At 65.4% G+C, this 21,376-nt stretch carries 23 protein-coding genes; 12 read left to right on the forward strand and 11 right to left on the reverse strand.

From position 1 onward, the window contains the following. The first annotated feature begins 43 nt into the window (after nt 1-43). From AB0366_RS18195 to ugpC, 6 genes are all read left to right on the forward strand, one after another. Entirely contained in the window at nt 44-985 is a 942-nt protein-coding gene (locus AB0366_RS18195) for a CoA ester lyase (RefSeq protein WP_366245201.1), read from the forward strand. A 70-nt stretch (nt 986-1,055) separates the two neighbouring features. Further along, nucleotides 1,056-1,544, forward strand: a complete 489-nt coding sequence (locus tag AB0366_RS18200; RefSeq protein WP_008714301.1) for a general stress protein — start codon at nt 1,056-1,058, stop codon at nt 1,542-1,544. Nucleotides 1,545-1,739: 195 nt separating this feature from the next. Next, entirely contained in the window at nt 1,740-3,062 is a 1,323-nt protein-coding gene (locus AB0366_RS18205; protein WP_366245103.1) for an extracellular solute-binding protein, read from the forward strand. Next, a complete protein-coding gene (locus tag AB0366_RS18210) occupies nt 3,059-4,009 on the forward strand; it encodes a sugar ABC transporter permease (RefSeq protein WP_121873251.1) in 951 nt (316 codons plus the stop codon). The genes AB0366_RS18205 and AB0366_RS18210 overlap by 4 nt, the downstream gene beginning before the upstream one ends. After that, on the forward strand, nt 4,009-4,842 hold the full coding sequence (locus AB0366_RS18215; protein WP_121873250.1) for a carbohydrate ABC transporter permease: 834 nt from the start codon (nt 4,009-4,011) through the stop codon (nt 4,840-4,842). Before AB0366_RS18210 ends, AB0366_RS18215 begins: the two co-directional genes overlap by 1 nt. Nucleotides 4,843-4,847: 5 nt before the next feature. Further along, a complete protein-coding gene (gene ugpC, locus AB0366_RS18220; RefSeq protein WP_121873249.1) occupies nt 4,848-6,017 on the forward strand; it encodes a sn-glycerol-3-phosphate ABC transporter ATP-binding protein UgpC in 1,170 nt (389 codons plus the stop codon). 65 nt (nt 6,018-6,082) lie between these two features. On the opposite strand, the gene AB0366_RS18225 is transcribed toward ugpC, so the two are convergent. From AB0366_RS18225 to AB0366_RS18240, 4 genes are all read right to left on the reverse strand, one after another. Then, nucleotides 6,083-6,367: a hypothetical protein gene (locus AB0366_RS18225; RefSeq protein WP_366245104.1), complete on the reverse strand. Its 285-nt coding sequence runs from the start codon at nt 6,365-6,367 to the stop codon at nt 6,083-6,085. A gap of 162 nt (nt 6,368-6,529) precedes the next feature. Further along, nucleotides 6,530-7,996: an MFS transporter gene (locus AB0366_RS18230; protein WP_366245105.1), complete on the reverse strand. Its 1,467-nt coding sequence runs from the start codon at nt 7,994-7,996 to the stop codon at nt 6,530-6,532. 138 nt (nt 7,997-8,134) lie between these two features. Next, complete coding sequence (locus AB0366_RS18235) at nt 8,135-8,989, reverse strand: chromosome partitioning protein ParB (RefSeq protein WP_366245106.1); 855 nt, start codon at nt 8,987-8,989, stop codon at nt 8,135-8,137. Beyond that, the gene (locus AB0366_RS18240) at nt 8,979-9,695 is read right to left on the reverse strand and encodes a metallophosphoesterase (RefSeq protein WP_121873575.1); all 717 of its coding nucleotides are present in this window, start codon (nt 9,693-9,695) and stop codon (nt 8,979-8,981) included. Before AB0366_RS18240 ends, AB0366_RS18235 begins: the two co-directional genes overlap by 11 nt. A gap of 70 nt (nt 9,696-9,765) precedes the next feature. Between AB0366_RS18240 and AB0366_RS18245 the strand changes: the two genes are divergently transcribed. Continuing rightward, nucleotides 9,766-10,359 carry a suppressor of fused domain protein gene (locus AB0366_RS18245; RefSeq protein WP_121873245.1) on the forward strand — a complete coding sequence of 198 codons (594 nt, stop codon included), beginning with the start codon at nt 9,766-9,768 and terminating at the stop codon, nt 10,357-10,359. A gap of 7 nt (nt 10,360-10,366) precedes the next feature. On the opposite strand, the gene AB0366_RS18250 is transcribed toward AB0366_RS18245, so the two are convergent. Together AB0366_RS18250 and AB0366_RS18255 are read right to left on the reverse strand one after the other, a co-directional pair. Next, the gene (locus AB0366_RS18250) at nt 10,367-11,329 is read right to left on the reverse strand and encodes a lipase (RefSeq protein ID WP_366245107.1); all 963 of its coding nucleotides are present in this window, start codon (nt 11,327-11,329) and stop codon (nt 10,367-10,369) included. Nucleotides 11,330-11,469: 140 nt separating this feature from the next. Continuing rightward, entirely contained in the window at nt 11,470-12,558 is a 1,089-nt protein-coding gene (locus tag AB0366_RS18255) for a magnesium and cobalt transport protein CorA (protein WP_366245108.1), read from the reverse strand. 57 nt (nt 12,559-12,615) lie between these two features. Here AB0366_RS18255 and AB0366_RS18260 point away from each other — a divergent pair, with 57 nt between their 5' ends. From AB0366_RS18260 to AB0366_RS18275, 4 genes are all read left to right on the forward strand, one after another. Beyond that, nucleotides 12,616-13,452: a PHP domain-containing protein gene (locus tag AB0366_RS18260; RefSeq protein ID WP_366245109.1), complete on the forward strand. Its 837-nt coding sequence runs from the start codon at nt 12,616-12,618 to the stop codon at nt 13,450-13,452. After that, complete coding sequence (locus AB0366_RS18265; RefSeq protein ID WP_121873242.1) at nt 13,449-14,063, forward strand: MarC family protein; 615 nt, start codon at nt 13,449-13,451, stop codon at nt 14,061-14,063. Before AB0366_RS18260 ends, AB0366_RS18265 begins: the two co-directional genes overlap by 4 nt. Beyond that, the gene (locus AB0366_RS18270) at nt 14,060-14,347 is read left to right on the forward strand and encodes a hypothetical protein (protein ID WP_366245110.1); all 288 of its coding nucleotides are present in this window, start codon (nt 14,060-14,062) and stop codon (nt 14,345-14,347) included. The genes AB0366_RS18265 and AB0366_RS18270 overlap by 4 nt, the downstream gene beginning before the upstream one ends. Nucleotides 14,348-14,589: 242 nt before the next feature. After that, nucleotides 14,590-15,795 carry an NADP-dependent malic enzyme gene (locus AB0366_RS18275; RefSeq protein WP_366245111.1) on the forward strand — a complete coding sequence of 402 codons (1,206 nt, stop codon included), beginning with the start codon at nt 14,590-14,592 and terminating at the stop codon, nt 15,793-15,795. Nucleotides 15,796-15,886: 91 nt separating this feature from the next. Here the strand turns inward: AB0366_RS18275 and AB0366_RS18280 are convergent, their stop codons facing one another. Genes AB0366_RS18280 through AB0366_RS18295 form a run of 4 tightly spaced genes read right to left on the reverse strand, consistent with a single transcriptional unit; the run spans nt 15,887 to nt 19,363 of the window. After that, on the reverse strand, nt 15,887-16,579 hold the full coding sequence (locus AB0366_RS18280; protein ID WP_366245202.1) for an ABC transporter permease: 693 nt from the start codon (nt 16,577-16,579) through the stop codon (nt 15,887-15,889). Further along, nucleotides 16,576-17,241, reverse strand: coding sequence for an ABC transporter permease (locus AB0366_RS18285; RefSeq protein ID WP_366245112.1), 666 nt, complete (start codon nt 17,239-17,241; stop codon nt 16,576-16,578). The genes AB0366_RS18280 and AB0366_RS18285 overlap by 4 nt, the downstream gene beginning before the upstream one ends. Beyond that, nucleotides 17,238-18,389, reverse strand: a complete 1,152-nt coding sequence (locus AB0366_RS18290; RefSeq protein ID WP_366245113.1) for an ABC transporter ATP-binding protein — start codon at nt 18,387-18,389, stop codon at nt 17,238-17,240. Before AB0366_RS18290 ends, AB0366_RS18285 begins: the two co-directional genes overlap by 4 nt. Then, the gene (locus AB0366_RS18295; RefSeq protein ID WP_366245114.1) at nt 18,389-19,363 is read right to left on the reverse strand and encodes an ABC transporter substrate-binding protein; all 975 of its coding nucleotides are present in this window, start codon (nt 19,361-19,363) and stop codon (nt 18,389-18,391) included. Before AB0366_RS18295 ends, AB0366_RS18290 begins: the two co-directional genes overlap by 1 nt. Nucleotides 19,364-19,572: 209 nt before the next feature. Between AB0366_RS18295 and AB0366_RS18300 the strand changes: the two genes are divergently transcribed. After that, nucleotides 19,573-20,463 (forward strand): glycine betaine ABC transporter substrate-binding protein, encoded by an 891-nt coding sequence (locus tag AB0366_RS18300; protein ID WP_366245115.1) that lies wholly within the window; start codon nt 19,573-19,575, stop codon nt 20,461-20,463. Here AB0366_RS18300 and AB0366_RS18305 read toward each other — a convergent pair. Further along, nucleotides 20,419-21,375: an alpha/beta hydrolase gene (locus AB0366_RS18305; protein WP_366245116.1), complete on the reverse strand. Its 957-nt coding sequence runs from the start codon at nt 21,373-21,375 to the stop codon at nt 20,419-20,421. The two genes, AB0366_RS18300 and AB0366_RS18305, sit on opposite strands and share 45 nt — an antisense overlap. Nucleotide 21,376: the final 1 nt, after the last annotated feature.

Genomic DNA, 21,376 nt, shown 5'->3' on the forward strand with positions numbered 1-21,376 from the left:
GGGTGAATCAGACAGGGGTTGTGCTTTCGTGAGTGCTTCGGGCATGCGGCGGTCGGTGCTGGCCGTTCCGGGCAGTTCGGACAAGATGATCGCCAAGGCCAAGGGGCTCCCCGCGGACGCGGTCTTTCTCGATCTCGAAGACGCCGTCGCGCCGCTGGCGAAAGTGGCAGCCCGAGCGCGCATCGTCGACGCTCTGAACTCCGACGGTTGGGGCGATCAGATCAAGGTCGTACGCGTCAACGACTGGACGACGCAGTGGACGTACGGCGACGTCATCGACGTCGTGTCGGGTGCCGGACGCAATCTCGACGCCATCCTGCTGCCGAAGGTGGAGTGCGCGGCGCACGTGCAGGCGCTGGATCTGCTGCTCACCCAGGTCGAGAAAGAGCACGGACTCGACGTCGGTGCCATCGGGATCGAACCGCAGATCGAGAGCGCCCGCAGTTTGCGCAACATCGACGAGATCGCGACCGCGAGCCCGCGAGTACAAACCCTGGTGTTCGGTCCCGCGGATCTGATGGCGAGCGTCAACATGCGCACTCTCGTTGTCGGCGAGCAGCCGGTCGGATACGACACGGGCGACGCCTATCACCACATTCTGATGACCATCCTGCTCGCTGCCCGAACACACGGTCTGCAGGCCATCGACGGCCCCTATCTGCAGATTCGCGATCTCGACGCTTTTCGCCGGGCAGCGGGTCGCACGGCAGGCCTCGGTTTCGACGGCAAGTGGGTACTGCATCCGACGCAGATCGAGGCCGCCAACGAGATCTTCGCGCCGCGTCAGGCCGACTACGACAAGGCCGAGATGATTCTCGACGCGTACGAGTTCCACACGTCCGCGGCGGGCGGCGGGCGCGGGGCAGTGATGTTGGGCGACGAGATGATCGACGAGGCGAGCCGCAAGATGGCGCTCGTCGTCTCGGCGAAGGGCCGAGCGGCAGGAATGATGCGGACTACCGCGTTCGTGCCGCCCACGTCCTGAGCGACCGTCAACCTGCTGTGAACCGCTACAACGGGTATGCCGGATGTCCGTTTCGGGGCACAATGGAGTCATGACTAATCCCCTCTCGCAGTCGGGCCGCCCAGGGCAGGGGCTGCCGACGCCGCCGTCCGGTTGGCCGATCGGTTCCTACCCCACCTACGCCGAGGCGCAGCGCGCCGTCGACTACCTGTCCGACGAGGAGTTCTCGGTGCAGGACGTCACGATCGTCGGCGTCGACCTGATGCAGGTCGAGCGCGTCCTCGGCCGCCTCACGTGGCCCAAAGTGATTGGTGGAGGCATCGTTTCGGGTGCATGGCTGGGTGTTTTCCTCGGCCTGGTCCTCGGCATCTTCAGCGAGAACATCTTCGGAGCACTGCTCATCGGCGTCGGCGGCGGCATCATCTTCGGCCTGATCTCGGCGTCCATTCCGTACGCGGCCACCAAGGGTCAGCGAGATTTCGCGTCGAGCATGCAGTTGGTCGCCGGTCGATACGACGTCCTCTGTGAGCCCCGAACCGCGGAGAAAGCACGCGACCTGCTCGCGAAACTGTCGATCTGATCACACCTGGTGGACGACCAGGCAACCGACAGGTAACGGAATAGCCCCAAATCGCCCTCGATGCCAGTGAGTTCGGTTACGTTTCTTTCGTGCACGGCAGTCCCACCCAGTGTGCTGCGCGAGTAACTGAACGTACGGAGGCGGAAAGTGCCGAGACATCGTGGTCGTAGGCGTGGAAAAGCAACGAGGATAGGGGTGTTGGCGGCAGCGGCTCTGGTGACGAGTCCGTTGCTCGCAGCGTGTGGTTCGTCCGACAGTTCGGTTCCGGTTCTGAGTTTCTACACTGCCGCAGACGGCGCAGAGCAGTACGCCGCTGCGGCACAGGTGTGTTCGGACGCCTCGAACGGCCGCTACCGCGTGGAGCAGCGAACTCTGCCCAAGAGCGCGAACGATCAGCGTCTGCAGCTGGCGCGGCGTCTCGCCGGCAACGACCGGACGCTGGATCTGATGACACTCGACGTGGTGTGGACGGCCGAATTCGCCGAAGCCGGATGGGCATTGCCCGTGCCCGACGACCTGTCCGAGAAGCTGCGCGACGGCTCCACCCTCGAGGGTCCGCTCGCCACAGCCGAATGGGAGGACCAGCTCTACGCGGTTCCGCTCAACTCCAACACCCAGCTGCTCTGGTACCGACCGGACGAGGTGCCGGACGGGGTACCGCCGCAGACGTGGGATCAGTTGATCGACGTGGCCGAGGCCAATGCGGCCGCGGGTAGGCCGGCGGAGATCGGCGTCCAGGCCAAGCAGTACGAGGGCTTCATGGTCTGGTTCAACTCGCTGCTCGAGAGCGCGGGTGGATCGGTCGTCGGCGAAGACGGAACGACGGTGACACTCAACGACACTCCCGAGCACCGCGCCGCCACCGAGAAGGCCCTCGAGATCATCAAGCGGGTCGCCACCGCCGACGGCCGCGACCCGTCGGTCTCGCAGAGCGACGAGGGAACCTCCCGGCTCGGGATGGAAGCGGGGCGGATGGCCTTCCAGGTCAACTACCCGTTCGTGCTGCCCGGTCTGAAGGAGAACGCCGTCGCCGGTGCCGTCTCGTTCCTGGATCTGTCGAACGTGCCTGCCGAAGAGCAGGACGCGCGGATCGCCGAGGTCTTCCGCAGCGCTCCGTATCCGGAGGTAAATCCGGGCGAGCCCGCCAAAGTCACCATCGGTGGGTTCAACATCGGCGTCGCGAAGACCACCCAGCACGAGGACCTCGCCTGGGAGGCCGTCGAGTGCCTCACCAACGAGGAGAACCAGCGCAACAACGCCGTCAACGGTGGTGTGCCGCCGGTACTTGCACGCCTGTACGACGATCCGGAGTTCCAGGCCGTCTACCCCGCATGGGAAGGGGTGCTCGGTTCCATCGAGTCGGCGGCCGTCCGACCCGTTTCGCCTGCCTACCAGAGCATCTCGATTCTGCTGACCGATGCGCTCAACCCGCCGCAGAACATCGATCCGGTTGCCGACGTGGACAAGCTCGCTGATCTGGTCACCAAGGCCGTCAATTCCGAAGGGTTGATTCCATGAGCGCCACCACCGAGTCACAGCCCGCATCGCAGCCTGTCGACAAGCAGGCGGCGCTGAAGAACGTCTCCGACGGCAAGAAGGCCGAACGTCGCCTGGGGCTGATGCTCATCGCACCCGCCGCCCTGCTGATGATCGCGGTGACCGGATATCCGATCATCTACGCGTTCTGGCTCAGCCTGCAGAAGTACAACCTCGCATTCCCCGAAGATCGTGAATTCGTCGGCATCTCCAACTACGTGACCGTGCTCTCCGACGGCTACTGGTGGACGGCCTTCAGCGTCACGGCCGGCATCACGATCATCTCGGTGATCATCGAGTTCATCCTCGGCCTGGCGGTGGCTCTGGTCATGCACCGCACCATCTTCGGCCGTGGACTGGTGCGCACCGTGGTGCTCATTCCGTACGGCATCGTGACCGTCGCCGCCGCGTACAGCTGGTACTACGCGTGGACCCCCGGCACCGGCTACCTCGCCAATCTGCTGCCCGACGGTAGTGCTCCGCTCACCGAGCAGTTCCCGTCACTGGCGATCGTCGTGTTGGCCGAGGTGTGGAAGACGACGCCGTTCATGGCGCTGCTGCTGCTCGCAGGCCTGGCGCTGGTACCCGACGATCTGCTCAAGGCCGCCGAGGTGGACGGAGCGGGTGGCTGGACCAGGCTGATGCGGATCACCATCCCGTTGATGAAGCCGGCGATCCTCGTCGCGGTGCTCTTCCGCACCCTCGACGCGTTCCGCATCTTCGACAACATCTACGTCCTGACCCGAGGCAGCAACGAAACCGGATCGGTATCGATTCTGGGTTACAACAACCTGTTCGGTGCGTTCAACCTCGGACTCGGGTCGGCGATCAGCATCCTGATCTTCTTCTGCGTCGCGATCATCGCGTTCGTGTTCATCAAGTTGTTCGGTGCCTCGGCACCGGGATCCGACGACGGAGGCCGCAAGTAATGACCACTGTTACGCCTCGCAAGAAGGTCGGTTGGACGGTCGTCAACGTCCTCGTCCTGCTCTACGCACTCGTTCCGCTGCTCTGGATCATCAGCCTCTCGTTCAAGTCGACGGCGACCATCGCGGACGGCAGGTTCATTCCGCAGTCGTTCACCCTGGACAACTACAAGGGCATCTTCCAGACGAACCAGTTCACCTCGGCGCTGGTGAACTCCATCGGCATCGGACTGATCACCACGGTCATCGCCGTGGTGATCGGCACGATGGCCGCGTATGCCGTTGCCCGCCTGGACTTTCCGGGCAAGAAGGCACTCGTCGGCGCGGCACTGCTCATCGCGATGTTCCCCCAGATCTCGCTGGTGACACCGCTGTTCGACATCTCCCGCTCGCTGGGACTGTTCGACACCTGGCCGGGACTGATCATTCCGTACATCACCTTCGCGTTGCCGTTGGCGATCTACACCCTGTCGGCGTTCTTCCGGGAGATTCCGTGGGAGCTCGAAAAGGCAGCGAAGATGGACGGCGCGACGCCCGCACAGGCGTTCCGCAAGGTCATCGCCCCGCTGGCCGCCCCCGGCATCGTCACCGCCGCCATTCTGGTGTTCATCTTCGCCTGGAACGACCTTCTGCTCGCCATCTCGTTGACGGCGACGGAACGTTCGGTCACCGTCCCGGCGGCCATCTCGCAGTTCACCGGTAGCTCTCAGTTCGAGGAGCCCACGGGGTCGATCGCGGCGGCAGCAGTCGTCATCACGATCCCGATCATCATTTTCGTGCTCTTCTTCCAACGACGTATCGTGGCGGGCTTGACGTCCGGCGCAGTGAAGGGATAACCGTCATGGCCGAAATCGTTCTCGACAAAGTCACCAAGCTCTACCCCGACGGCGCCGCCGCGGTCAGCGACGTCGACATCACCATCGCCGACGGCGAATTCATCATCCTCGTCGGGCCGTCCGGTTGCGGAAAGTCCACGACGCTCAACATGATCGCCGGCCTCGAGGACATCTCGTCCGGCGAGCTGCGCATCGCGGGGGAGCGCGTCAACGAGAAGGCACCGAAGGATCGCGACATCGCGATGGTGTTCCAGTCCTACGCGCTGTACCCGCACATGACGGTGCGGCAGAACATCGCCTTCCCGCTGACGCTCGCGAAGCTCTCGAAGTCGGAGATCAACAGCAAGGTCGAAGAGGCAGCCAAGATCCTCGATCTCAGTCAGCACCTCGACCGCAAGCCGTCGAACCTCTCCGGTGGTCAGCGTCAGCGAGTTGCCATGGGCCGCGCCATCGTTCGTACGCCCAAGGCGTTCCTGATGGACGAGCCACTGTCCAACCTCGACGCGAAGCTGCGCGTGCAGACTCGCGCCGAGATCTCGCGTCTGCAGAAGCGGCTCGGCACCACCACCGTGTACGTCACGCACGATCAGACCGAGGCCATGACCCTCGGCGATCGCGTCGTGGTGCTACGTGGCGGGTTGGTACAGCAGATCGGTTCTCCGCAGGAGCTCTACGACAAGCCGCGAAACCTGTTCGTGGGCGGCTTCATCGGATCGCCCTCGATGAACTTCGTTCCCGGACAGCTCACCTCGAACGGAGTGTCCACCGCCCTGGGCGACATCGACATCCCGCTCGAGCGGATGGACTCGATCAAGGCCAAGAACCCGGGCCGGGAAGTGGTCGTCGGCATCCGTCCCGAGCACTTCGAGGACGCGGCTCTGATCGACGGTTACCAGAAGATGAGCGGCGCGACCTTCACCGCCACCGTGGACGTACTCGAGTCGATGGGTAGCGACAAGTACGTCTACTTCACGCTCAAGGGTGCGCGGGTCGAATCCAGCGAGCTGCAGGAGCTCGCAGCGGATGCGGGTATCGCCGATCTCGGTGGCGCACAGGTGGTTGCGCGTCTGGCCGCCGAGTCCAAGGCCGCCGAGGGTGGTCAGGTGGAACTGTGGTTCGACCCGGCGAAGATCTCGGTGTTCGACCAGGCCTCGGGTGCGAACCTGACGCTGTAGAGCGCTGCGCGCATGTGAGCGGAACTTCGTAGTGGGCTACGAAGTTCCGCTCACATGCCGCAGGCTCAGAACGCTGAGCCCGTGCTCGGCAGCTGGTAGCCCTGGAAGAAGTCGAACGGCACCACGTTCGGTGCCGGGTTCTGCAGCTGCGGTGCCGGTGCCTGTGGGAACAGCTCTGGCAGCTCGAACTGGTTCTGCCGGTCGTTCGGGTTGTCGTCGTACCGGGTGTGGTTGTCGCCTCGGTCCGTCCACAGCGGATCGGCCGACGCGGTGCCGGCGACTGCCACCAGGGGAATGGCCACCAGGGCCCCGGTCACTGCTGCGCGGGTGAGGATCTTTCGGGTGTTCATGTGTTCCCTTTCGTCGTGGTTCCTACCTGCACGACGTTAGGTCCGGTGGATCGGTGCGCGTAAGGGGAAAGCGCTACCTCCCAGGAGATTACGAGCGTTCTGCCAAAGGTTGCTACCAGCGGTTTCGAGGTTGCGGTACTGGTCGGATCGGTACCGGTGTTGTCAGGTTGTTGTCGAAGGGCTGGCAGTGCTCCCAGCCGGGGTCCCCCGCGGGACGGCCGACTCGGATTCGGCCACGACGGTCGATTCCCGCTGCGGCGTGGTGCTCTTGATGGCGAGGGCTGCGAGGACGACGACCGCGCATGCCAGGGCGCCTGCGAAGAAGGCTGCGGTGTAGACGATTTCGCGGGCGACTGCCGTTCTGTCGATGGTGAACATGGCGAGGACGGTGGACAGCGTGGCACTGGCAATCGAGGTGCCGACGGTCCGGACGATCGAATTGACGCTGTTCGCCACCCCGGTGTCCGTTGCGCTGACCTCGGCCATGAGCAGGTTCGGCAGGGCAGCGAACGCAAGACTGACGAACATGTTGATGACGATGCCTGCGGTGATCAGCTGCCAGGTGTGATCGTGGGCGAGTGCGACGAAGACGAATCCGAACAACCCGATCACGGCTCCGGCGATCAGTACTCGGCGCGGCCCGAACGCCCGGATGAACCGGCCACTGACGACGGCCGCGACCACTCCGACCGCTGCGCCGGGCAGCAGATAGACGACGCTCGCCTCGAGAACATTCGCAGTGAAGCCGTAGCCGGCCACAGCTCGTGGTGTCTGCACGAAGTACGAGCAGGCGAGGAAATTGACGAACATCCCGATACCGACGAACAGGGTGGCGACGTTGGTGGCGAGCAACGGTCCGTGGGTGAGCATGCGGGGTGCGACGAGTGGCTCGTCGGCGCGTTTCTCGAAGTTCCACCAGATGGCCCCCGCGACAACACCGACGATCGCGCAGCCGATGGTGGCAACCGAACCCCACCCCCACGTGCGGCCCTGGGTCAGGGCGAGGAACAGCAGCAGCAGCGTCACCGCGAGCAGCGCAGCGCCCCACCAGTCGACGGTGCCGCCACTTGTTCTCGGGCGCGCCGGTACGCCGAACCAGGCAATCGCGAGCGCGACCACGACGAACGCAACAGTGAGCCAGAACACGCGGTGGTAGTCGGCACCGTTGGCCGTCAGCAGCCCGGTCAACACCAGTCCGAATCCGCCGCCGACGCCCAGTGTGCCGGACAGGACGGCCATCGAGCCGACGAGCTTACGAGGAGGCATCTCGTCACGGAGGACGGCAAGGGCGATGGGGAACAGAGCGTAGGACACGCCCTGCAGGACCCGGCCGACGATCAGCCACAGCAACGAGTGGGTCAGGGCTGCGAGCAGAGATCCGGCGAGGACGACGGTGAGCACACCGATCAGCACCGGACGCTTACCGTGCAGGTCGGCGAGCCGACCGATGACCGGGGTGGCGATCACCGCCGCGAGGAGATTGGCCGTCAGTACCCATCCGGCGGCGGTGGTGCTGACCCCGAGTTGGATGCCGATGGTCAAAACGATGGGGACCACCATCGTTTGCAGAACGGCGAGAGTCATGACGATGAAACAGAGTCCGGGCAGCAGTATGCGGCGGGAGGACATGAACGAACTACCTCGTTACGTATCGACTATGCGGTGGAACGAAAAACAAAATGATGAACGCATCTAAGTAACTATCAGAGATCGGTGCACCAGGGAAGTGAGCCGGGTCCGCCGCCACGGCCGAGCATCGACGCAGGCCTACTGATGCTTTCCCAGAGCTTTCTGCCGGAGCTCGCTGACGATCTCGTCGTTCCAGACGTGTTCGCGTACCAGGCGGTAGCGCTCCCGGCTCATCCAGAGGTATGCCTCTGCGTCGGTGCGGTCCTCGAGGATCTCCGCTGCCCGCACCATGCGCACCACCGGTAGGTATTCCTCGCCGAACCAGCGTCGCGCGACGGTTCCGCGGTCGACGAATTCGCCGACTTCCTGCATCAACCGGAATCCCCACGCCTCCACCGATTCGCTGAGCTGCGCGTAGTCGAAGGGGTCGGTGACCTCGACGGCCTCGCGAGCCCGGCCCACCAACGGCACGCGGCTGAGGAAGATGCGACGGTGATCCTTGATCAGTAGGTCGCCGCGTCGGGTGATGCCCTCGGGTGAGATGCGCGTGATGATCTCGGTGACCACGGCGTCGATCGACGTCCGGTGCATCGCGAAGGCGATGGAGACACGGTGGTGACCGTCGACGACGAAATGCATGCCGCCGATGCGGTACACCTGGATCGGCGGCATCGCCTCGCCGCGGCGCTGAGCAGCGGCGAGTCGCTGCCAGCGCTCACGAATACGTGCCGAGGTCGGCCGGAAGAAGCGGTCGAAATCGCGAGTGCGATCGACACTTCCGACGATGGTGTCGACGCGAATGACCTGCAGGCCGAGGTGCCGCTCGCCGACCTTGCCGAGGGCGGCGACCACCTCGTCGAACGGCAGGATGGTGTTGACGTCGTCGGGTTGACGCCGCAGCCAGCCGACCAGGCGTGCGACGTCGGCGCGTCGGCGTTGGCGGGTGAAGTCGTTCTCCGCATCGGCGGCCGGAAATCCGGTGTCACGTGCCATGTCTGCGCCTCACGATCTTCGGTGTCTCGAAATCCGGTCTCTCGCCGCCCGGTTCGATCTCGAGAAGGGTGTATCCGACGGTGTTGATCACCGTCGCGCCGTGCAGGGTCAGATCGTCCGGGGTGTGACCGTGCGGATGAATATGGCCGTGCAACAACAGCTGTGGGGACAGTCGACGCGTCACCTCGTCGAGGCAGTCGAAGCCGATGTGCGCGGGGTCGGTGTCGTCGCCGACGCCGAGCGGTGGACTGTGGGTGAGCAGAATGTCGACGGGCCGAAGATCCTTGCGCACGTTGCGATGCCACGCGAACGTCCGGGTCAGGGTGCGTGATCGCCGTCGCTGCTGGCGTTGGGTCCACTGATTGGGCCCACCGTTGTAGCGGATGGATCCGCCGAGACCGGCGATCCGCAATCCTGCCGCGGACACGATGCGACGATCGACATTGACGGCACCGACCGGTCCGGGCCAGGTTGCGGGCAGTCCGGCGCGCATCCAGCCTGCGCGCCCGGCCGAGTATCCGGTGAGGTCCGCGTCGTGATTGCCCGGCACGAAGACACAGGGTGCGTTCAACGCGTCGGTGAGGTACTCGAGGTAGTCGAACGGGAGGTCGCCCGCGCCGAGAATCAGGTCGACTCCGAGCGACTTCACCTGCGGACTCCACAGGGATTCGATCGTTTCGTCGGCAACTGCGAGAACGGAGACCACGGGTACGACGGTACCCACCTCGGGTGCGGTGGTACCTCCGAACGGACTTCTCGGGCATCGGTGGTGTTGGATGGGTCAGGTGAGCGACAGTGTCATTGCAGCGGTACGCGCACATCTGGTGACCGAGATCGGCGACGAGAGTCCGTCGTCGGCGTCGGTGACGTTCCTCGGCCTCGAGTCGCTGGACGTGCTGAGATTCGGCGCGGACTCCGACGTGGTCCGTTACGTCAGTCTCGGCTGTTCTCGTCACCCCATGGCCGATCCCAACGAACTCGTCGCCGATCCCTCGCGCGGCCCCCGAGCAGAACTGGTGCTCACTCTTCGCGGTGGGGCAGGCGTGGCGTCGGGCGTGCACAAGTCCCTGGCCGTGCTCGCTGCCTCTCCCGCGGTGGAGGGCGTCGTGCTCGTCGAGGATGCGCTGCTCGATCTGGGCGAGCCGCTGTGGACCAACGCGCCGTTCACCGCGGTGCTGCTCGGCGACAGCGATATCGCCACTCTGACGCTGCCCGAGCCCTACGATCCGGTTCGCTTTCTGGCTGCCGTGCCGTTGACCGGTACCGAGGCCGCATGGGTGCGGTTGCGCGGTGCTGCCGCCCTGCGTGAGGCCTGGGCCGAGGCCGGGATCGACGTGCGCGATCCGAATCGGTCCGCGGCCAGTCTCTGACGCCCACTCACTGCGCGTAGGACGCCAATTCCGGTTCAGCGGTGACGGAATCGAAGATCAGGTGCCCAGGTACCTGGGCCAGATACTTCAGTCCGGTGATCGCCGCACGCGCGTCGTAGCGCAAGTTCGGCATGGTGGTGGTGAAACACAGGTCATTCGCAATGCGTTCGCGTACAGCAGGTCCGTCGTGATCGAGCGCGTCGAGGACGAGATGAAAAGCGACGTTGTCACCGAGAATCGAGAAGTGTTCGACGGGCCGGAGCGGACAGACGTCCTGTACGGCGATGTTGGCCGCTCCGGCGAGGCTGCTGGCGCGCGGTTGCGGATAGATCAGTTGGTCGAATTTCGTGTAGATCGAGGTGTAGCTCGGCCCGTCGGGCAACGGACGCGCCGCCAGCGCGGTGAGGAAGTTCGATCCGGTGGCGATCTGCCAGTTCGCGGGCGGGCACTCCTGCGAGTCGTCGCATCCCGAGCGCGCCGAATCGGTGCCGTTGTACGGGGTGGCGAGCGAGATGACATCCGACACCAGCGCGGGCAGATCCGGCCAGAACGTCAATGCCCACAGCTCGTCTAGTGGACCGTGCTGGTGACCCATCATGACGACCTGGCGACCGCTGTCGGCGGCCATGGTGCGGACCGCATGCACCACGTACTGGGCGGCGATCTGCAGGTCGCCGTACCCCTCGTCGGGGAGGGAGAGGCTGCACACCGGTATCCCTGCGGCGGGCAGTGACTGCAGATAGTTCCAGCCGAAGGATTGCTGATCGGTGGCGAAGGCCGGGGCGAGCAGGACCGGATCGCGGGTGGAGTCGTGCAGATCGGTTGTGCATGTGAGGGCGTGGTCGAGGGCGGCGAGATCGACGGTCAGCACGGGACCCGGATCGGGGTTCGACCCTGCCGATGCGGTTCCCGGTACCAACGTGGACAGCACGGCGATGGCCGACGCCAGCACCAGTGAGCGGATTTTCATCGATCCCTTCCGGACGACAATGCAGGGCTTCTGCAGTCTCATCCGGCACGAAGGGGTGGGCTCGTCACACGATGGCAGTCGGGGCAATCACCAAGGACCACCCGAAACGATTGGACATCGTCCAATCGAGGGTGCGGCTGCTAGAGCCAGTCGTTCTTGTGGAACGTTCGCCACAGTCCGATGCACACGCACAACACAACCGCGACCACCAGGTGGTAGCCGTACGTCCAGTGCAACTCGGGCATGTTGTCGAAGTTCATCCCGTAGATGCCCGCGACCATCGTCGGCACAGCGGCGATCGCCACCCACGACGAGATCTTGCGCATGTCGAGGTTCTGCTGCATCGTCACGCGCGCCAGCGCGGCGTCGACCAGTGAGCTGAGCACCTCGTCGTACTCGGAGATGCGTTCGGCGACCGTTGTGTGATGGTCCTGTACGTCGCGCAGGTAGCGTCGCACCGCCTTGGGGACGCTCGGCTCCTGCACCAGACGCGCCAACGGCGTCGACAGTGGTGTCACCGACCGGCGAAGCTCGACGACCTCCCGCTTGAGGAGGTAGATGTTCTCGATCGGTACGTGGTGGTGCGGCGAGAAGACCTCCTCCTCCATGCCGTCGACGTCTCGCTCGATCGAGTCGGTCACTGCGAGGTACTCGTCGACGACGTGGTCGGCCACGGCGTGCAGCACCGCCGACGGACCGAGTGCGAGCTGTTCGGGGTTCGCTTCGAGGCGCTGACGCACGCCGGCCAACCCCGAATGCTCCCCGTGCCGGACGGTGATGACGAAGTCACGGCCGACCATCACCATGATCTCGCCGCTCTCGACGATCTCGTTGGCGGTCGTCACCGACTCGTGCTCGACGTACTTCACCGTGCGCAGCACCAGGAACGCGACGTCGTCGTAGCGCTCGAGCTTGGGCCGCTGATGGGCGTGCACGGTGTCCTCGACCATCAGCTCGTGCAGGTCGTAGCACTGGGCGATCGCGCTCATCTGTTGGTCGTCGGGTGCGTGCAGACCGACCCACACGAATCCTTCGCCGCGGGCCCGCACCTCCGCGATGGCCGAGGTGTGGGTGAATCTGCCGGGTAGTCGAGCGCCGTCGACGTAGACCGCGCAGTCGACGATCGCGCGGGCCGTGGGCACCGGAATTCGCGGTGTCGGCTCGGGACCGGCCTTGGCCGATCGTCGATGCAGTGACGGCAGCGACGGGCGTGGTGGAAGGGACGGCATGGCGGGCAATCGTACGCCAGCAAAACGACGAGAGAGTGGGCCTGGAACACTGTGCAGGTGCTCATCGATCTCCACACCCACTCGACGGCGTCCGACGGCACCGACAGCCCGGCCGAGCTGGTCCGGGCCGCAGCCGAGGCGGGACTGTCGGTGGTGGCTCTGACGGACCACGACACCACGTCGGGGTGGGACGAAGCGGCCTCGGCGCTGCCGTCCGGTCTGACGCTCGTGCGCGGCATGGAACTCTCCTGCACCGGGCGAGGCGAGGACGGCGAACCGGTTCCCGTGCACCTGCTCGCGTATCTGTTCGACCCCGCGAACGAGGCGTTCGCGAACGAGCGCGCTCGGTTGCGCGGTGAGCGGGTCACTCGATTGCGTGCCATCGCCGAGAAGATGGCGGCGGACGGTCTGCCCATCGACCCCGACGCAGTGCTTGCCTCGGCCGGTGCCGCGGCCGGGCGACCCCATCTGGGTCGCGCACTGATCGACGCCGGGTACGTCTCGGACATGAACGCCGCGTTCGCCGGTCCGTTGGCGACGAGCGGTAAGTACTACGTAGAGAAGGTCGACACCCCTCTCGAGGCCGCAGTGCAGATGATCGCCGCAGCAGGCGGGGTCAGCGTGCTCGCGCATGCCCGCGCCCGTGCTCGCGGCCGAATACTCGACCTGGATCAGGTTCGAGAGCTGGTGCCGTTGGGGCTCGGCGGGGTGGAGGTTCATCACATGGATCATTCGCCGGAGGACACCGCGGTGATGGCCGATCTCGCCGCGGAACTGGACCTGATCGTCACGGGATCCTCGGATTACCACGGCACCAACAAGACGGTGAAGCTGGGCGAATACACCACTGCCCCAGAGCAATACGACCGTCTGGTTGCGGCGGCACGGCCATGACATTCGACGTGACGCTCTACCTGACGGTGTTGATCACCCTGTTCGTCATCATGGACCCGCCGGGCGCGATCCCGGTGTTCCTGTCGTTGGTGGGCCGCAAGAGCAAAGAAGCACGCAACAAGGCGGCGTGGCAGGCCCCCGCGGTCTCCCTGACCGTCATTTCGGTGTTCGCGATCGGCGGCCAGGCGATCCTGAGCTACCTGCACATCGGCATTCCGGCACTGCAGGGCGCAGGCGGGTTGCTGTTGCTGCTCATCGCACTGTCGCTGCTCACCGGAAAGGGGGCGGGCGGCGACACCGCCGCGGAGGACGTCAACGTGGCACTCGTGCCGCTCGGGACTCCGCTCATGGCCGGCCCCGGTGCCATCGCCGCGGTGATCGTCTACGTCAGCCAGGCCGACGGTGACGCCGGTTCCTTTCTTGCAATTGCGTTGGGCATCATCACCATTCACGTTTTGTTCTTCCTGGTGCTGCGATTCTCGACGGCGCTGATCCGGCTCCTCGGCGAGGGCGGTATCTCGCTGTTGGCACGTATCGCCGGTCTTTTGCTCGCCGCCATCGCGGTGCAGTTGATCGCGGATTCGGTTCGCGGATTCGTGGCCGGCGGATGACCGGGGCGTCGTTCGGACTCCGGTTCCTACGCGGGCTCAGCGGCATCGTCACCGCGGGGCTGGTGGTGCTCGCCATCGGCGTCGCCGTCACGCAGTATCTGGGCCACTCCCGCGGCTTCCCCGGTCCCGGCGGTCTCTCGGTCGCCGCGCACATCGTCGCGGCGGTCGTTGCCGTGATCGCTCAGCGCATCACCGATCACCGTCGTGGATTCTCGGCAGTTCTCGGGGCGATCGTTGTCTTCGTCGCCACCGGCCTCGTCCTGTGGACACAATGGTGGCAGTGAGAACCAGTGCCGGTGGTTCCTGACTCTGTGGTCAGGTGGTGCGGCGATGTGGCACACTGGAGCACCGACAGGGCTACAGCCCATCGCTGATCGTGCAGGCGCACCCGCCTCACATGCGAGACACGCTCTCGGCAGTTTGCAGCCAGCACTGGCGCACTCCGACGGCCCTCATTTCCACCACTCACTTCGTTGACATTTCGTCGCCTTGCTGGTCGAGGTCGACAGTGCGAGGAGCTTTCACCGTGACGGCAGTCGAAGACACCGCAGCAACACACACCGCACCGGCAGGGCAGGCGGCGATCACCGACGAGGAGATCTTCGCCGGGCATCTCGGCGGCAAGCTCTCGGTCGAGTTGGCAGCGCCACTCGACACGCAGCGCGATCTCTCGATCGCCTACACCCCGGGAGTGGCGCAGGTCAGCCGCGCCATCGCCGCCGATGCCTCGCTGGCCAAGCGATACACCTGGACCGATCGCCTCGTCGCCGTCATCTCCGACGGCTCCGCAGTGCTCGGCCTGGGCGACATCGGTCCTCGCGCGTCGTTGCCGGTGATGGAAGGCAAGGCCGCGCTGTTCAAGAAGTTCGCGGGCCTCGACTCCATCCCGATCGTGCTCGACACCAACGACGTCGACGAGATCGTCGACACCATCGTGCGGATGCGGCACAGCTTCGGCGCGGTCAATCTCGAGGACATCTCGGCGCCGCGCTGTTTCGAGATCGAACGCCGCGTCATCGAGGCGCTCGAATGCCCGGTCATGCACGACGACCAACACGGCACCGCCATCGTCGTCCTCGCCGCGCTCAACGGGGCCGCGAAGGTTCAGGGCCGCACCACCTCCGAACTGAAGGTCGTCATCTCCGGAGCCGGTGCAGCAGGTGTGGCGTGCGCCAACATGCTTCTCCTTGCCGGCATCCGGGACGTGGTGGTGCTCGACTCGAAGGGGATCGTCTCTTCCGATCGCCTGGATCTGACCAGCGTCAAGACCGATCTCGCTGCGCGCACCAACCCCCGGGCACTCGCAGGTGGAGCGGCCGACGCTCTGGCCGGAGCCGATGTGTTCCTCGGTCTGTCCGCGGGCAAGGTCGACGAGAGCTACATCGCGTCGATGGCCCCGGACTCCATCGTGTTCGCGCTGTCCAACCCGGATCCGGAGATCCATCCGGAGGTGGCGAGGAAGTACGCCGCCATCGTCGCGACCGGACGCAGCGACTTCCCGAACCAGATCAACAACGTTCTCGCCTTCCCCGGTGTGTTCAAGGGCGCGCTCGACGCAGGTGCCCGCCGCATCACCGAAGGCATGAAGCTCGCCGCTGCCGAGGCAATCCTCTCGGTTCTCGGCGACGAGTTGGCTGCGGACAAAATCGTGCCCAGCCCACTCGATCCTCGTGTCGCCCCGGCCGTTGCGGACGCAGTTGCGGCAGCAGCGCGAGCCGAGGGCGTCGCGTAGGAAAACGGAAAGAAAACACCGGCGAACCCGGCCCCACCCGGGCCTGCGGTTCGCCGGTGTCTTTCGTCGGTGTCTTTCGTGGTGGGACGAGTCAGACTTTCGCGAGTCCGGTCGGCATCCGCCGCAGACGACCGGTTCCCGGAACGGACGACCACACCGCGAGGGCGAGAAGGCCGTCGACGATCAGGGTCAGCAGAGCCACCAGGATCGCGCCGACGAGAACGCGGCCGTAGTCGTAGAGCGCGAGCCCGTCGAAGATGTAGCGGCCGAGCCCACCGAGGTTGACGTAGGCAGCGATGGTCGCGGTGGCGATGATCTGCAGGGTGGTGTTGCGCAACCCGCCGATGATCAGAGGCAGCGCGTTGGGGATCTCGACCCGAAACAGCACTTGGGTTTCGGTCATCCCCATCGCGCGGGCGGCGTCGACGACATTGGCGTCGACGTTGGCGATGCCGGAGTACGTGCCTGCCAACAGCGGAGGAATACCGAGCAGCACCAGCGCGATGATCGGCGGGACCAGACCGAGTCCGATCACCAGAACCAGAAACACGAGAATGCCGAGGGTCGGCAGCGACCGCAGCGCGTTGACGAGTCCGACGATCACGGCCTCACCGCGGCGGAGGTGACCGATGAGCAGACCGACGGGAACCGCGACGGCAGCCGAGAGCAGCACTGCCAGCAGGCTGTACCACATGTGTTCGATCAGTCGTGCGCCGATTCCCGTTGGCCCGGCCCAGTTTCCGCCGTCGAGAATGTAGGAGAACGCCTCGGAGAAGAGATTCATGCGCGTGCCTTCTTCTTCGACGAGCCCGTGCTCAGCCGCGTCCACGGAGTGAGTCGACGGCCCAGCAGGAACAGGGCCGCGTCGAAGATCAACGCCAGGAACACGATCGAGATGATGCCCGCGAAGATCTGGTCGGGATAGTCTCGCTGGTAGCCCTGGGTGAAGAGCTGGCCAAGGCCGCCGATGCCGATCACCGAGCCCACCGAGACCAGCGAGATGTTCGTGACTGCCACGACTCTGATGTTCGCGATCAGTACCGGAAGAGCCAGTGGCAGTTCGACGGTCAGCGCTCGCCGCAACGACGAGTAGCCCATCGCCTCGGCGGAATCGACCACGGCGAACGGTACCGAGTCGAGAGCCTCGGGCACCGCGCGCACCAGCAGCGCGGTCGAGTACACCGACAGGGCGATGACCACGTTCAACGGGTCGAGTACCGGTAGGCCGACCACTGCGGGGATGGTGACGAACAGGGCGAGCGAGGGAAGCGTGAACGCAATACTTGCCACCGTCAACGTGATTCGACGAACCCAGCGAGTGTTGCGAATGACGGTGCCCAGCGGGATGGCGATGAGCAACCCGACGAACAGCGGGACGAGCGAGAGATACAGGTGCGTCTTCGTGTAGCCGAGAACCACATCGAAGTTGTCCAACAGCCAGGTCACTGTTCGGAGTCCCCGCTGGAGAGGAAGTGGTGCCGGTTGCGCTCGGAGTCCTCCGACTTACGTTGTGCAGCCAAGTGTTCGAGGATCTCCGCACCGTCGACGCTACCGACGGCCGCCCCGGCTGCATCGACCGCGACACCGATTCCCGACGGCGAGGAGATCGCCGCGTCGAGTGCCTGACGCAGATCGCCGCCCTCGAGGAACAGTGAGCCACCCGCCGCCGTGCTCTCGTCGATGCTCTGGCCGTCGCGCACCTTCTCGACTCCGGTCGCGTCGATCCACCCGAGCGGACGGCGCTGCTCGTCGACGACGAGGACCCACTGCCCCTGGTCCAGTCGGAGGCCGTGGATCTCGTCCTGCGTCGCCGTGTGGATCGGGTGCATGGTCACCGCCTGCGCCGACCTGAACGACAGCCCGCGGTAGCCGCGATCGCGGCCGACGAACGACGCCACGAACGACGTTGCCGGTGCGGCGAGTACGGTCTCCGGCTTGTCGTACTGCTGCAGTCGGCCCTGTGGTCCGAAGACCGCGATGCGATCGCCGAGCCGGACGGCCTCGTCGATGTCGTGGGTGACGAAGACGATCGTCTTCTTCAGATCGGCCTGCAATCGCAGCATCTCGATCTGCAGTTCTTCACGAACCACCGGGTCCACCGCGCTGAAGGGCTCGTCCATCAGCAGGATCGGGGGGTCGGCGGCCAGCGCCCGGGCCACACCCACCCGCTGTTGCTGCCCGCCGGACAGTTGCGCCGGGTAGCGCGAGGCGAAGGCCGGGTCCAGGCCGACGCGCTCGAGGACGTCGAGCGCAGCCTTGCGTGCAGCGCGACGCGATTCGCCGTTGAGTACCGGCACCGTGGCGACGTTGTCGACGACGGTGCGGTGCGGCAACAACCCGGCACTCTGAATGACGTAGCCGATACCGCGGCGCAGCTTCACCGCGTCGGTGTCCGCGATGTTGCGACCGTCGACCGTGATCACGCCCGAGGTGGGCGTGATCATGCGGTTGATCATCCGCATCGACGTGGTCTTGCCGCAACCGGACGGCCCAACGAACACGGTGAACGAGTGGGGCTCGATCACCAGGTCCAGAGAGTCGACCGCGGTGGTGTTGTCGGGGTACGTCTTGTTGACGTGCTCGAAGGTGATCATCAGCTGACCGGCTGATCCAGGCCCTTGTCCGCGACCCAATCCGCTGCTGCTGCCGCGGGTTCGACCTTCTCGTCACCGGACACTCGCGTGTTCAGCGCGATCAGCTCCTCGGTGGTGATCTGCGCCGACACTGCGTCGAGCACCTGAGTGAGCTTGTCCGACTGCTTGGCCGTGCGCAGCACCGGAATGATGTTCTGCGCGGCGAAGTTGTTCTCCGGGTCCTCGAGGACTACGAGATCGTTCTGTGCGATCGAGGGCGCGGTGGTGAAGATGTCCGCCGCGACGACCTGCCCGGAGACGAGTGCCTCCACCGTGGCCGGGCCGCCGCCGTCGGAGATCGGGATGTAGTTGCCGGGCGAGATGTCCAGGCCGTACTTGTCTCGCAGACCGGGCAGACCGCCGACGCGCTCCTGGAATTCCGGGGTACCGGCGAAGGTCACCTCGGAGGAGAACGGAGCGAGGTCGCCGATGGTGGTGAGGTTGCGCTCGGTGGCGGTCTGGCGAGTGACGACGACGGCGTCCTTGTCCTCGCCCGGTGCCTGCGCTGTCACAGTGAGGTCGTCGCCCAGTGCGGCGGGCAACGCAGCCAGGACGTCCTCGGAGGAGGTGGCGGTCGCGGATTCGTCCAAGTACTGCAGCAGGTTTCCGGTGTAGTCGGGGATCAGGTCGATCGACCCGTCTCGCACTGCGGGAATGTAGGCCTCACGGCTGCCGATGTTGAGCTTGGTGCTCACCTCGAAACCGTTGGCGCGCAGGGCCTCGGCGTAGATGTTCGCCACGGTCTCGGACTCGGGGAAGTTGGCCGAGCCGATGATGATGGAGTTGGTGTCGCTGTTGCTCTCACCGCCACCACTGGACAGTGGGTCCGAATTTCCGCCGCAGGCGGTCAGAGCGGTGACCGAGAGAGCGAGTGCGGCAACGGCTGCCACTGCCCTCGGAGCGGAGAACGCGCGCGTGATTCGGGAGGTGTTCATGGTGTCCTTCCATCGGTTCGGGCACAGTCCTACCCATCTCCTTCTCGACCCCACTCGCATTGCGGGGGCATCGAAGGAACCAGGACTCGGGCTGCTCGGGATGGTAGTCGAATTCAGCGTGCCCATAAGGTTGGTTCGACTACCGTCTCGTTCGCACTAGTGCCCCGCGGCCGAGATCGGTAAACCACCCGGGCAGTGAACAGGAGAAAATGACAGTGCGATCGTCGGTTCTGGCAGCGGCCCTGGTGATGTCGATCGCCGGACTGGTCGGCGGATGCAGTGCGGGCACGTCGGTCGACCCGGCTGCCGCGCCCGTCGTCGTCGGGGCAGGCAGCTCGGATCTTTCGCGTCTGCTCGCGCAGATCTACGCCGGGGGACTGCGGTCGACGGGAGCGGACGTCTCGGTCGAGGAAGACATGGGCGATCGGGCCGACTACCTCGCGGCTCTGGACCGCGGTGAGGTGACGATGGTTCCCGACCTGACCGGAGAGCTGCTGCGAACCTTCGACACTATGTCCGCGGCAACCGAGGCCGAGGACGTCTACACCGAACTGAACCGATCATTGCCGGCCGGGTTGTCGGTGGGGGATTACGCGACGGCCGAGGATCGACTTGCCATCGCGGTGGCGTCGGGCACTGAATCGGGCGACGAAACCGTGACGGATTTCCTGGGTCGTGAGGAAAGAACCGTCGGAATCGTGGACGGCGAGGTCGATCCGATGGACGTCCTTGCGCAGGGTACGAGGAGTCCCACGTTCACGGGGGCGTCGGTCACCGATGTCACTCCGTATGCCGATGCGCAGTCCGCCGTCGACGGCTTGAACGCCGGGGAGGTCGACGTACTGGCGATTCGCACCGCGTCGTTCGGCCCGTTGGCGAAGGATCTGACCACGCTGCCCGACGACGACCATGTGTATCCGGCGCAGAACGTGGTTCCGCTCTATGCCAACGGAGTACTCAGCGAGAGTGCTCTGAGGTCGTTCTCGGTGGTGGCGGGGGAGCTGACGACTGCGGACCTCGCCGACATGATCGGCGAGGTCCGCAACGGCGTTCCGTCAGGCGAGGTCGCCGGCCGCTGGCTCGGCGAGCGCAACCTGTGACGCTGTGCCCGTCTGCGTTGCCCTGACCTTGCGCCCCAGGTACGAGCCCATGTGCTGGACGGCCTGAGCCGCCTCCCGCAGGATCGACGCCTGTAGGTGGGCCACGTGCCAGAGCTTCTTGTATTCCACGTGTTCGAGCTCCACGCCGGACAGTCGCAGCTTGTCCGCGAACGCGGTGATCTGCGCGTACAACACCTCGTCGGTGCCGACGTGCATGACGACGGGGGGCAATCCGTCCAGGTTTCCCAACAGTGGGGCAAAGCCCTGATCCAGTGGATCGCCCGCGCCCAGATAGGCGTCGGCCGAACTGTACGACCACCCGGTGTTGACCACGAGATCGCGGTCCTTGGCGGCGTCGCGCGCACCGGGATCGACCCACGGCGAGATCAGGCCGAGAGCGGCCGGGCTGGTGCCGTCGTCCACCAGCCGCCGGGCGGTGGCAACCGTCAGACCTCCACCTGCGGAATCGCCTGCGATAGCGATGCGGTCCGCGGTGAATCCGTGCAGTCGGACGAGCTCACGGAATGCTGCCACGGCGTCGTCCAGACCGGCCGGGTACGGATTCTCCGGGGCCAACCGGTAGTCGAGCACGTAGACGGCGCTGGCCGATTCCCGGGCCAGATGCGCTGCCAGTGACCGATGCGTGTTGATCGAACCGATCGTGTACGCGCCGCCGTGCAGGTACAGAATCGCGGTGTCACGTTCGGTTGCCCCGACGGTGATGCGCTCTGCTCGACGCCCGGCGAGCGTCAACTTCTGCGCAACGGTTCCGTGCGGAAGAGTCTGCACAGGAGACGCGGCCTCGAGGATCAGCCGCTGCGTACGAAACGACAGCCGCGAATTCAGCGCGACGCGGTAGAACGGCTTCAGTGCGGCCGCGACGATGGGCAGGGGAACGTAGAAGGACTTCATG

The organism is Rhodococcus sp. NPDC076796 (assembly GCF_040702765.1).
Taxonomy (GTDB): Bacteria; Actinomycetota; Actinomycetes; order Mycobacteriales; family Mycobacteriaceae; genus Rhodococcoides.

What these genes read in the sequence shown, in the direction of transcription:
- AB0366_RS18195 (WP_366245201.1), top strand. Translation starts at nt 44, where the DNA reads ATGCGGCGGTCGGTGCTGGCCGTTCCGGGCAGTTCGGACAAGATGATC.
- AB0366_RS18200 (WP_008714301.1), top strand. Translation starts at nt 1,056, where the DNA reads ATGACTAATCCCCTCTCGCAGTCGGGCCGCCCAGGGCAGGGGCTGCCG.
- AB0366_RS18210 (WP_121873251.1), top strand. Translation starts at nt 3,059, where the DNA reads ATGAGCGCCACCACCGAGTCACAGCCCGCATCGCAGCCTGTCGACAAG.
- AB0366_RS18215 (WP_121873250.1), top strand. Translation starts at nt 4,009, where the DNA reads ATGACCACTGTTACGCCTCGCAAGAAGGTCGGTTGGACGGTCGTCAAC.
- ugpC (WP_121873249.1), top strand. Translation starts at nt 4,848, where the DNA reads ATGGCCGAAATCGTTCTCGACAAAGTCACCAAGCTCTACCCCGACGGC.
- AB0366_RS18225 (WP_366245104.1), bottom strand. Translation starts at nt 6,367, where the DNA reads ATGAACACCCGAAAGATCCTCACCCGCGCAGCAGTGACCGGGGCCCTG.
- AB0366_RS18230 (WP_366245105.1), bottom strand. Translation starts at nt 7,996, where the DNA reads ATGTCCTCCCGCCGCATACTGCTGCCCGGACTCTGTTTCATCGTCATG.
- AB0366_RS18235 (WP_366245106.1), bottom strand. Translation starts at nt 8,989, where the DNA reads ATGGCACGTGACACCGGATTTCCGGCCGCCGATGCGGAGAACGACTTC.
- AB0366_RS18245 (WP_121873245.1), top strand. Translation starts at nt 9,766, where the DNA reads ATGGGTCAGGTGAGCGACAGTGTCATTGCAGCGGTACGCGCACATCTG.
- AB0366_RS18250 (WP_366245107.1), bottom strand. Translation starts at nt 11,329, where the DNA reads ATGAAAATCCGCTCACTGGTGCTGGCGTCGGCCATCGCCGTGCTGTCC.
- AB0366_RS18255 (WP_366245108.1), bottom strand. Translation starts at nt 12,558, where the DNA reads ATGCCGTCCCTTCCACCACGCCCGTCGCTGCCGTCACTGCATCGACGA.
- AB0366_RS18265 (WP_121873242.1), top strand. Translation starts at nt 13,449, where the DNA reads ATGACATTCGACGTGACGCTCTACCTGACGGTGTTGATCACCCTGTTC.
- AB0366_RS18270 (WP_366245110.1), top strand. Translation starts at nt 14,060, where the DNA reads ATGACCGGGGCGTCGTTCGGACTCCGGTTCCTACGCGGGCTCAGCGGC.
- AB0366_RS18280 (WP_366245202.1), bottom strand. Translation starts at nt 16,579, where the DNA reads ATGAATCTCTTCTCCGAGGCGTTCTCCTACATTCTCGACGGCGGAAAC.
- AB0366_RS18290 (WP_366245113.1), bottom strand. Translation starts at nt 18,389, where the DNA reads ATGATCACCTTCGAGCACGTCAACAAGACGTACCCCGACAACACCACC.
- AB0366_RS18295 (WP_366245114.1), bottom strand. Translation starts at nt 19,363, where the DNA reads ATGAACACCTCCCGAATCACGCGCGCGTTCTCCGCTCCGAGGGCAGTG.
- AB0366_RS18300 (WP_366245115.1), top strand. Translation starts at nt 19,573, where the DNA reads ATGACAGTGCGATCGTCGGTTCTGGCAGCGGCCCTGGTGATGTCGATC.
- AB0366_RS18305 (WP_366245116.1), bottom strand. Translation starts at nt 21,375, where the DNA reads ATGAAGTCCTTCTACGTTCCCCTGCCCATCGTCGCGGCCGCACTGAAG.